A 10,379-nucleotide genomic window follows, 5' to 3' on the forward strand; every position below is an offset into this window, starting at 1 on the left:
ATGGCCAAAGAAGTAGCAATTGGCAAACGTGCAAAAATCTCAGAAGCGCAACAATACATGTTGCTTTCGGTGTTAGGCGCCGCTGTCGTCCTTGGCGTAGCGATTTCTCTCGTTATTCATTTTATTCAGCAAATCTCTTTCAATACTCGAGTTATCATGGCCGAGGATGAAGCAATCGTCTCATATTCCAACATCATCAAAAACACAGGTATCTGTAAAAGCCCAAAGGGAGACGTTTACTCCGATGATGAACTAAAAAAATGCGATCCTGACAGCATCGAGACTTCCGAAATCCCTGGCACACTTCGCGCCAACATTCTCGAAAATCTTGCTGCTAGCGACGCTCTCAATTCCGTGCCAAAAGAAGCCAGCTCTTCATGTATTAATCCGGAAACTGGCAAAAACTACACCTACGCAGATCTTAACAAAATTTACAATAACGCCAGCGGTGCTACCGAACTATCCGCTGCTAGTCAGCTCATTAAAAGCTGTTCTGCTCTTCGCGTTATCCCAGACGCCCTCCCGGCCTTCCGTAACGAAGAGGCTTTACTCGCTAGTTTGAACAAATTATTTATCGAATCCGGTTGGCAGCCAGAGTCTCTCAGCCCGAGCGGCTCTAGCAGCACCTCCACTCTCGCTCCGGGGCTCAATACTATATCAGTCAGTCTATCAGTAGAAGCAGATACTAGTACTACCATGAACGTTCTTGATAATATTGAACGCTCCATCCGCGAATTTGATATTGAGCGCGCTACTATCGAATGGGGCAGCAATAATACACTCACCCTGCAAGCGCAAGCCACAGCTTATTATATGGATGAGTCTACCGTTACTGAAACCACACAAACATTAAAGGCGGAGGATAAATAAATGAAAACAGACTTGTTTACATCTATAGTAGCTGCAATTGCTGGTGTTTTGATTGCCTTTTTCGTGACTAACTTGTTTATTGGCCCTATCGAAGAAGTCACTTACAAAACGGTTGATACTACCGTTACTGCAGAAGTTGTAAATCCTAATCCAGAAGTTTTTAATTATCGTGCCCTCAACCCGACGGTAGAGGTTTACGTTGGTGAGTGTACCGAATATGATGCTACCGGCATGTGTATAGATGAAACAGAGACTAGCTCGGGGACGAACACGCAGGAGACAAACTAATGGCCCTGCTTACCAAAGAAGCCGAAGAAAAGATTATTAATCTTTTATTAAGTGAAGGTTTAGCAGACCCAAATTTAGTCCAAGCCGTCAAAGAAGAATCAATCCGCGAAAATAAGCCGACTCTTTCTGAGCTCACTCGTCGCAAAATCATCAGCGACGATATGGTATCACACGCTACGGCTCTCATTATCGGCGTTCCTTATGTTGAGCTCAAAAATATCGACATTGATCAAGATATTTTATCAAAGATTCCCATGGAAGCCTCGACCCGCGTTATGGCTGTTCCGCTCGGTGAAAAAGACGGCATGTTAAATGTTGCCATGGTTGACGTTACTAACGTCCAGGCTACCGATTATCTTTCGACTTTAGTTAATCAGCCAATTCGAGTTTGGATGTCTTCTGAACGTGGCATCCGCGAGGCCCTCGAACAATATCACGGTGACTTTTCTGGCGTCAAAGAGGCAGTGCGCGAGACCGGGGAAGAAGCCGCTGCCGAGGCCCAAAGTAATGTCAAGACCATCGTCCAAGATTCGCCGATTTCTAAGGCTCTCACTACTATTTTGAGCTATGCCGCTAAGACTAAAGCTTCAGATATCCATATCGAACCGCTCGAAAACTCACTTATCATCCGGTGCCGTATTGATGGCGTATTAAGAAAAATCATGGAGCTCCCCAAGACTGTTGCTCCGGCCTTGGTATCACGTATCAAAATTCTTTCTAACCTCAAAATTGATGAGCACCGCATTCCTCAGGACGGCCAGTTCACGGTTTTAGTCGATGACCAAGAGATCGACCTCCGTATTGCAATTTCGCCAGTTACTTGGGGTGAGCAAGTGGTGATCCGTCTTCTCGACAAAAAAGGCGTTAGCATGGAAATCGAAAAAATGGGCATGTCCGGTCGGGCGCTTCGTTCAGTACTCGAAGGCATTAAAAAGCCAAACGGCATGATTCTGACTTCAGGCCCAACGGGTTCTGGTAAGTCTACCACCCTCTATGCGCTCATCCAAAAAATCAAATCTGAAGCTATTAATATTGTTACCTTGGAAGACCCAGTGGAGTACAAAATGGACGGCATCAACCAAATCCAGGTTAACGTTGACGCTGGACTAACTTTTGCTTCTGGTTTGCGTTCTATTTTGCGTCAGGACCCAGACGTAGTAATGGTCGGTGAGATTCGTGACTCCGAGACTGCTTCGCTTGCTGTGCAGGCCGCCCTTACTGGCCACCTCGTATTTTCTACGCTTCACACCAACTCTGCTGCCGGTATTTTGCCGCGTCTCTTGGATATGGGCATCGAACCTTTCCTCCTTGCTTCTACATTAAACGTAGTTATCGGCCAGCGTTTGGTACGCCGCGTTACTGAAAAGCGCGAAATGTATAAATCCTCCGAGATTGAAACTAAAGCCATTAATTCTGTTGTCGGCGATCTCTTACCTAAGGACAAAGAATCTGTCGCAGACGTCAGTGAAGATTTGGGCTACCCTGGCCTTCCTATCCGTAGTGACGAGTTTTACATGTTGGCCCACGGTATGGACTCCAAAGAAACGCCAGGTGGTTATGCTGGTCGTGCGGGTTTGTATGAGACCATCGATGTAGATGAAGACATTCAAAAATTAATCATCTCCCACGCTACCGCCAACGAAATTATGCGTCTGGCTAAATCAAAGGGAACTGTCACCATGCGCCAGGACGGCTTCCTCAAGGCTTTATCTGGGATTACTACTATGGAAGAAGTTAATCGCGTTGCGAGTGATTTATCGTAATACTTATGGTATAATATCATTATGGAAAACAGTGGGCAGCAAAACATAGTCAAAATAGAAACTTTACTTGAAGAATGCGTCCGACGCAATGCTTCAGATTTGCATTTGCAATATGGCTTACCACCAATTTTGCGTGTCGATGGTGTTTTAGCCCCCGTAGCTGGCACTACTGCTCTTAATGAAGAGATGGTCCGCAACCTAATCTTCGCCACTCTCGATGAAGACCAGCAAAAAATCCTCTTAAAGGATAAAGAATTCGACTATTCTTTTGCTTTTGGTGATATCGCCCGTTTTCGCGTTAACGCCTTCCACGAACGTGGCAAACTCGCCGCCGCTTTCCGCTTAATTCCCAATAAAATTCAGGGAATCAATGAACTCGGTATGCCTGCCATCGTTGAAACTTTTGCAGAGTTCCCACGCGGCCTAGTCCTTGTTACGGGCCCGACTGGCTCAGGTAAGTCTACTACACTAGCTGCTTTAGTAGATAAAATCAACCGCGAAAAATCTACCCACATCATTACCATTGAGGACCCGATCGAATTTACTCACAAATCCCAACGTAGTGTTATCGCTCAACGCGAAGTCCACTACGACACTTTCAGCTTCGCCGCAGCACTTCGCTCGGTCCTCCGTGAGGATCCTGATGTAGTGCTTATCGGCGAGATGCGTGATCTCGAGACCATCCAAGCCGCCATCACTATCGCCGAAACTGGCCACTTGGTGTTTGCTACGCTTCACACCAACTCGGCTGCCCAGTCTATCGACCGTATGATTGACGTCTTCCCGGCCCACCAGCAACCACAAATCCGTTCTCAGCTCTCTAATATTTTAATGGCGATTTGTGCTCAGAGGCTTGTCCCGGCCATCGGCGGCGGTCGTGTGGTAGCTGCCGAAATTATGGTAGCTAACTCTGCGATTCGCACTCTTATCCGTGACGGCAAAACTCACCAAATCGATACCGCTATTCAGACTGGCGCCGATCAAGGTATGCAGACTATGGATCGTACTCTCGCCAAACTTATCCAAACCGGTGTTATCTCTTATGATTCTGCCCGCGAATATGCCGTAGACATTAACGAACTAAATAGGTTAGTCAAGGGCTAAAATGAAGCGCTTTAAGTACAAAGCCAAGGAGAAAGAAACTGGCAAAGTCGTCAAAGGCAATATCCAGGCCGAAAACGAACAAACCGCCGGACGGCTTTTGATTGACCAAGGCTACGTCCCTCAATCTGTAGTCGAGGAAGGCGAAGGGCTTCTCGGTGGCAAAAGTCGCGTCACTAATAAGGACCGAATCACTTTTACTCGCCAGCTTTCTACTTTGATTGGCGCCGGGTTGCCACTTGCTACTTCACTACGTACCGTAATCGACCAGACTCAAGGTAGAGGCATGAAAGCCATTGCCGAGGAGATTCTGACTAACGTAGAATCAGGGAAGAGCCTTTATGATGCTTTCGCTAATCACCAAGACGTCTTTAATGGTGTTTACCTGGCTTTGATTCGTGCTGGCGAAACTTCCGGTACTCTTGATCTTGCGCTCAAACGCTTAGCTGATCAGGAAGAAAAAGACGCCGCCATGATGAGCAAAATTAAAGGTGCGTTAGTCTACCCGGCTATCATTTTGGTGGTGATTATTGCTGTGCTTGCTTTCATGATGATTGCCGTGGTTCCGCAGGTCAAGAATCTCTACGAAGACATGGGGGAAGAACTACCGGGTCTTACTCAGTTCCTTGTTAATATGACAGACTTCTTTGGTAACTTTTGGTGGTTAGTCCTTATTGTACTTGGCGCCATCGGCGGCGGAATCTTTTATTTCGTCAAAAAAACACCAATCGGTCGCAAGGTCATGGACTCTTTCAAAATTCACGTCCCAATCTTTGGCGGACTCTTCCGTAAGCTTTACGTTTCGCGGTTTGCTCGTACTGCCGAGATGATGCTTGCCACCGGCGTGCCAATGTTGGATTCTATTACAATTGCTATTGGTGCAGTTAACAACGTAGTAGTAGAAGAAGAATACAGCAAGTCGCTCGAAACCATCAAAGGCGGCAAACCTCTCTCCGAAGCTCTAAAAGATCGCGAATATATGTTGCCACTTGTGCCGCAAATGTCTTCTATCGGTGAACAATCTGGTAAAATCGACGAAATGCTTGGCAAAGCTGCCCAAGTTTATGAAAACGAATTGGATGAGCAAATCAATAGCATCTCCACCATGATCGAACCAATCCTTATGGTGATCATGGCCGGTTTAATCGGTGTAGTGGTGGGCGGTACTCTGCTTCCAATTTACTCACTTGTGAACTCAGTCGCTACATAATTCATCAAGCTGGCTCTGTGCTTAAACTCCCGTGAAAGGGAGTTTTTTATTAGGGTAGGGAACAAAACAAATGTCGCAGAGCAGTGGTTTTAAGACATTCCAACAGAGATGAATCAAAAAAATTGACTAAAAAAGCGAAAACATTTTAGCGCAAAACAGAACCTATAAAATCATTAAAAATACCTTAAAAAGCTATTGCTTTTTGAAAATTATTTGCTATCATGAAATAAAGGTTACATCGCTCAACCACTGTTGTGCGATGTAAAGCTTAAAAATCTAGAAAGGATTTAACATGGCAAAACAAAATACTAACTCTAAAAAAGGCTTCACCATCATCGAAGTCGTGCTCGTGTTGGCTATCGCGGGTTTGATTTTCTTGATGGTATTCGTAGCGCTTCCAGCCTTGCAGCGCTCGCAGCGTGATACTCAAAGACGTAATGATATGTCTAGAGTAGATACCTCATTGGTGCAGTATCAGACAAATAACATGTCTGCCGGTAATAATACCACGGCTTTACCTCAAGGGCCGAGCTACTGGGCTGCATGTAAAGACGGAGGCTTTACGACCAATTGTACCGCAGAAAGTAATTCTGGCGGTTCAGAAAACCCAGACGTAGCTAGGGAGTTCGTCAGAAGATACCTCAACGCTGGTACGGATTCCACTACAAATACTTTCCAAGATCCAGATGGCGTATTTTACAGTATGTACATTTCTGGAAATATAGGTGGTAAGACTATAGCTCAAGCGGAAACAAGTGTTCCAAGCGCAAATGCGGCAATAATAACAAAAGATAGCACTAAGGGCTTTACAGTAGGCGCTGACTATAAGGCTCATATTGTATTTGTAATTCCTGGAGGCAAATGTGATGGTGAGTATGTTGTTCCGGACACGTCTCGTCACTTTGCAGTGATGTATCGTCTTGAAGGTGCAGGTGTTTACTGTATCGACGATCAGTAGAATTAGCCGAGCTAATCCAACAAAATACTCCCAATTGTCGGGAGTATTTTGTATGCGGAAAAGGAAGCAAGATTGACTTCTGCGCATGCGTATGGTAGGATCAACTTAAGGTTGTTTTAGTTGCTCTTCTTTTGAGGAGCAACTTTCAGTTTAATATTGATTTTTATTTCTTCAACATTAACTTCCATTCCAACCTCCTTTCTCCTTACCACGTTTTTAAACTACGCCAATCCCGCTTCCTGCACCACTGTATAGCACGGGCACCAAAAACATTCAACCCCCAACCAGACCTATGTATTTGCGCAGTAGACCCCAGCTCCTTCAAGCCTATACAGTGTTGCGATCTTCCGTGGGTTAGAAGTCTTTACGGCACTCTCTCCGCTACACTCAGCCTGCAACACTACGTATAGCTGATAATCATTAGGGAATGACGAGTCGCTTAAGCCAGACAATTCGCTATTACTGCAATTTTGCCCCGCCCTCGTTGCGCTACAATTTAATACGTACAATTTATAATGTTCTCCATCCGGATCTACAAAACGATCACCCAAGTAATCAGCATAAAATCCTTCCCATTCGCTATAGTCTTCATCACTTTCGTCCGTAATAATTCTATCCCACATAACCCTGGTGCTCGATAGTCCAGACAAGGACGGTAACGCCCCCCGATTATTCGTCTGATATTTCTTCACCGTTTCGAGGAAGCTCAAAATATCGTCCCGTCGCCTGGAGTCTCTCTGTTGTCGTTGCAATTGCGGCAGGGCAATAAACACCATCAAAAATATCAACCCGGCAATAGCCAGTACTAAGGATACTTCAATAATCGTAAAACCAGTTTTTTTCTTTAATTCACCCTTTTTCATAATTCTCCTTACGCTTAATTATAGATTATTTTTCATGAAACGCAACCCTGCGTCATAATAAAGTGTTACAATAAGGTCATGCAAATTCTATTTTTAACTTTACTCTTTATCCTCGGCGCTTGCTTCGGCTCGTTTCTTTGTTGTCAAGCTCGTCGCCTGCATCTCAAACAAACCGCAAAGGGGAAGACCAAGCAAAAATTCAATGCTCGCTCCGTCTGTCTGCACTGCGACTATCAACTAAAATGGTACGATAATATCCCGATTATTTCCTGGATATTCCTGTGCGGCAAGTGTCGCAAATGCAAGAAAAAAATCGGCTTTGCTGAAATCCTTTCCGAATTAGGACTGGCGCTAGCCTTTCTCGCATTGGGCACTACTATAGATCCAGTAACCGCAAACATCATGGAATGGGCTATATTCATTACCACGCTAGCGCTTACAATAAGCCTAGGCTTTTTGGCTATTTATGACGGTTCTTACGGAGAACTCCCAACTAAATACTTGGTGCTATCTATTATTTGTGCCATACTGATATCATTTCTGAAAGAATGGGCTAGTCTCTCCGTTTCTGCCTTTTCGCCACAAAATATTCTCGAGCCCCTAGCTTCTGCGGCAATTCTCGGAGGGATTTATCTAATTCTTTATCTTGTCTCCAATGGCAAGTGGGTAGGAGATGGCGATTGGTTGCTTGGCACCGCACTAGGTCTCGCGCTCGCTAGCCCGTGGCTTTCTATTATAACTCTATTTATCGCCAACGTCTTAGCTTGTCTCGTTATGGCCCCGGTCGTCAAAAAATCCAAAAATAAACGCATCTATTTTGGCCCTTTTATGGTTATCGCGTTTATAATCACTCTCACTTTTGCTGACTTTTTCTACTACGCCATCGGCATGTAAATCGCCAAAATTACCTCTCCCAGCTCTAGTTTTATAAAAATTCCACATTTTTATAAAACTTATGCTATATTATATATATTACATGGTCATACAGAGAGGTAATTACGTGAAAAAACGAAAACATATTTCATTGAGCAAAAAAATCATCGCGTCAATACTTGCAGTCGGGCTGGTATTCTTGGTACCGGGCAAATCTTCGGCTGTCACCATTGACGGACTAGCCTATTTCGTTGGTAGTACTACCGAATACCACTATATCGCTAACGTCACTAGCGCTTTTGATGTTCGTGGCAAAATCAATGGTAGCAACACTTACAATTTTCAAACTACCTATAAAAACGGCGGTTACACAGTAGATTTCGAAGTAGACGGCGTCAATCGTTCCGTGCAACGGGTTAGCAACGGCACCACCGTGACTAATAAAGGCGTGCAGCTCACTTTGATTTCTGAAACTACTAATAATGGCTTAGATGTGCACCTCCACATCTACAACCCCGAAAGCAACGGCGAACATACTTACCGTGTAGCCATGACTGCAGATGTTCAGCTAGGTTCCAACGACTACGCCGCAATCTACAAAAAGGATCATTCCGGGCTAGTGGTAACTCAAGACGACGCCACCAATTCAGAAGATTATGGTGCTAAAGTGTTTATCGACTTTACTCCAAGCGTCAACACTTCTTGGTTAGGAGATTACAAAAACAGAGCCGCCAATAAATACACGGATGGCACCGTCTCTGCCTACACCGTAGCAGACAAGGTAGATACGGCCGCAGCATGGTCGTGGAACGGCAATGTTTCTGGTGGTGAAACTGCTAACCTTACTACAAGTTATAAACTCACCGAAACTAACACTACCAAAGTCTATTTCTACGATCAAGACGGCGAATTAGTAGACGAAAAAGAAGCTCTCGTAGGCGGCGCTCTTGCTCTGCCAAACCTTAGCGAACCAGAAGAAGGCTACCTACATGTATGGTGCGAAGACGCTAGCGACGATAGTACTTGTTACGGCGGTGGGGCATCTATCATCGTAGAAGAGGACGACCTCAGTTTATACGAAAATTACATTGTCGATCCAACTTACGTCAAAACTAGCACAATCTCGTTCTATGACCAAAACAATAGTCTAGTAGACAAAAAAGAAGCCCCAGTCGGCGAGGAAATCACTCTCCCCACTTTGAGTGAGCCAGAAGAAGGCTATCTCCACCTGTGGTGTGCAGACACTGTGGATCTCACCACTTGTTACGAGGGTGATTCTAGCATTGTCGTGGGAGATGATAATCTAAGTCTTCACGAAGCTTTCTTCAAGGATCCATCTTACGTTAGGACCAATAAAATTTCTTTCTATAATCAAGCCGGTGAGATAGTTGAAGAAAGAGATGTCCCAGTTGGCGAAGAAACTATATTACCAAACCTTACCGCACCAGAAGAAGGTTACTTGCACTTATGGTGCGAAGATAGTACAGACATAAACACATGCCATGCTGGCGGCGCTACTATCGTAGTAGAAGCAGATTTGAGTTTGCACGAGTCTTATATCGAAGATCCAAATTACGTTAGAACTAACAAAATTTCATTCTACGACCAAGCTAATGTTTTGTTAGAGGAAAGGGAAGTGCCAGTTGGTGAAGAAACCACCCTTCCAGCTCTCAGTGAACCAGAAGAAGGTTACCTTCATCTATGGTGCAAAGACTCCACAGATATAAACACTTGCTATGCTGGAGACTCCGTAATCACAGTAGAAGAGGACTTAGACCTCCACGAAGCCTACATTACAGATCCTTCCTATGTACCTCCAGTAGACCCTGTTGACGATCCAGATAATCCAGATGACCCTATCGACCCGGTTCCTTCTGACGATCCCACGGATGAACCTGTCGATAATCCTACGGACAATCCGTCCGATGCACCTTCAGAGGATAATTCATCCAATATTGCCGACAACTCTTCAACGGGCGACAACGCAGTAATATATGAAGTCCAAAGCGTCACGTACAGCAACAATACTGTCAGGGTTAATACCGTTACAAATGTAGATCCTACCCCAACAGACAACAACGACACGGAAGAAGTAGCTACGACATCCGGTCAATCAAATAATACCAGCAGCACCAACAATTCCGATTCTCTTGAAAAAACCGATCCGCTCGGTGTCACTAGTAGGGACAACAGCAGTAATGGAATTTGGGATATACTAAAAATCATTTTGCCATGTTTAGCACTATCATTATTCTCATTCTTCTTCTTTATCATTCTCTTCAAACGTAAAAAAGATGACGACGAAGAGGAGGAAGAGTCCGCGCAAAAGTCTTGACAAGCATAAGCATTTTCAGTAAAATCAAACCATAAAGGTTATACAACAATCTAAACAATAGAGAAAGGTTATAAAAAGAGAGGTTTCGTTTATGAGCGATAGCAATATCATAATAAAC

General features: G+C 44.5%; 9 protein-coding genes. 8 read left to right on the forward strand and 1 reads right to left on the reverse strand.

Annotated elements, in window-relative coordinates:
* From G3RUM_RS01470 to G3RUM_RS01495, 6 genes are all read left to right on the forward strand, one after another.
* The gene (locus G3RUM_RS01470; protein ID WP_129734683.1) at positions 1 to 870 is read left to right on the forward strand and encodes a hypothetical protein; all 870 of its coding nucleotides are present in this window, start codon (positions 1 to 3) and stop codon (positions 868 to 870) included.
* Positions 871 to 1,158 carry a hypothetical protein gene (locus G3RUM_RS01475; RefSeq protein ID WP_129734685.1) on the forward strand — a complete coding sequence of 96 codons (288 nt, stop codon included), beginning with the start codon at positions 871 to 873 and terminating at the stop codon, positions 1,156 to 1,158.
* The gene (locus tag G3RUM_RS01480; RefSeq protein WP_129734687.1) at positions 1,158 to 2,921 is read left to right on the forward strand and encodes a GspE/PulE family protein; all 1,764 of its coding nucleotides are present in this window, start codon (positions 1,158 to 1,160) and stop codon (positions 2,919 to 2,921) included. Before G3RUM_RS01475 ends, G3RUM_RS01480 begins: the two co-directional genes overlap by 1 nt.
* Before the next feature lie 21 nt (positions 2,922 to 2,942).
* Positions 2,943 to 4,025 carry a type IV pilus twitching motility protein PilT gene (locus G3RUM_RS01485; RefSeq protein WP_129734689.1) on the forward strand — a complete coding sequence of 361 codons (1,083 nt, stop codon included), beginning with the start codon at positions 2,943 to 2,945 and terminating at the stop codon, positions 4,023 to 4,025.
* Position 4,026: 1 nt separating this feature from the next.
* Entirely contained in the window at positions 4,027 to 5,232 is a 1,206-nt protein-coding gene (locus G3RUM_RS01490; protein WP_129734691.1) for a type II secretion system F family protein, read from the forward strand.
* A 292-nt stretch (positions 5,233 to 5,524) separates the two neighbouring features.
* Positions 5,525 to 6,190 carry a type II secretion system protein gene (locus tag G3RUM_RS01495; RefSeq protein WP_129734693.1) on the forward strand — a complete coding sequence of 222 codons (666 nt, stop codon included), beginning with the start codon at positions 5,525 to 5,527 and terminating at the stop codon, positions 6,188 to 6,190.
* Between the two features lie 290 nt (positions 6,191 to 6,480).
* Here the strand turns inward: G3RUM_RS01495 and G3RUM_RS01500 are convergent, their stop codons facing one another.
* The gene (locus tag G3RUM_RS01500) at positions 6,481 to 7,053 is read right to left on the reverse strand and encodes a type II secretion system protein (protein ID WP_129734695.1); all 573 of its coding nucleotides are present in this window, start codon (positions 7,051 to 7,053) and stop codon (positions 6,481 to 6,483) included.
* A 78-nt stretch (positions 7,054 to 7,131) separates the two neighbouring features.
* Here G3RUM_RS01500 and G3RUM_RS01505 point away from each other — a divergent pair, with 78 nt between their 5' ends.
* Together G3RUM_RS01505 and G3RUM_RS01510 are read left to right on the forward strand one after the other, a co-directional pair.
* Positions 7,132 to 7,947, forward strand: a complete 816-nt coding sequence (locus G3RUM_RS01505) for a prepilin peptidase (RefSeq protein WP_129734697.1) — start codon at positions 7,132 to 7,134, stop codon at positions 7,945 to 7,947.
* 106 nt (positions 7,948 to 8,053) lie between these two features.
* Complete coding sequence (locus G3RUM_RS01510) at positions 8,054 to 10,261, forward strand: hypothetical protein (protein ID WP_129734699.1); 2,208 nt, start codon at positions 8,054 to 8,056, stop codon at positions 10,259 to 10,261.
* The last annotated feature ends 118 nt before the right edge of the window (positions 10,262 to 10,379 follow it).

This window comes from Candidatus Nanosyncoccus alces (assembly GCF_004138395.1).
GTDB classification, from domain to species: Bacteria; Patescibacteriota; Saccharimonadia; order Saccharimonadales; family Saccharimonadaceae; genus Nanosyncoccus; species Nanosyncoccus alces.

Coding starts and splice junctions, on each gene's coding strand:
- G3RUM_RS01485 (WP_129734689.1), top strand. CDS start 2,943: ATGGAAAACAGTGGGCAGCAAAACATAGTCAAAATAGAAACTTTACTT.
- G3RUM_RS01475 (WP_129734685.1), top strand. CDS start 871: ATGAAAACAGACTTGTTTACATCTATAGTAGCTGCAATTGCTGGTGTT.
- G3RUM_RS01470 (WP_129734683.1), top strand. CDS start 1: ATGGCCAAAGAAGTAGCAATTGGCAAACGTGCAAAAATCTCAGAAGCG.
- G3RUM_RS01480 (WP_129734687.1), top strand. CDS start 1,158: ATGGCCCTGCTTACCAAAGAAGCCGAAGAAAAGATTATTAATCTTTTA.
- G3RUM_RS01500 (WP_129734695.1), bottom strand. CDS start 7,053: ATGAAAAAGGGTGAATTAAAGAAAAAAACTGGTTTTACGATTATTGAA.
- G3RUM_RS01495 (WP_129734693.1), top strand. CDS start 5,525: ATGGCAAAACAAAATACTAACTCTAAAAAAGGCTTCACCATCATCGAA.
- G3RUM_RS01505 (WP_129734697.1), top strand. CDS start 7,132: ATGCAAATTCTATTTTTAACTTTACTCTTTATCCTCGGCGCTTGCTTC.
- G3RUM_RS01490 (WP_129734691.1), top strand. CDS start 4,027: ATGAAGCGCTTTAAGTACAAAGCCAAGGAGAAAGAAACTGGCAAAGTC.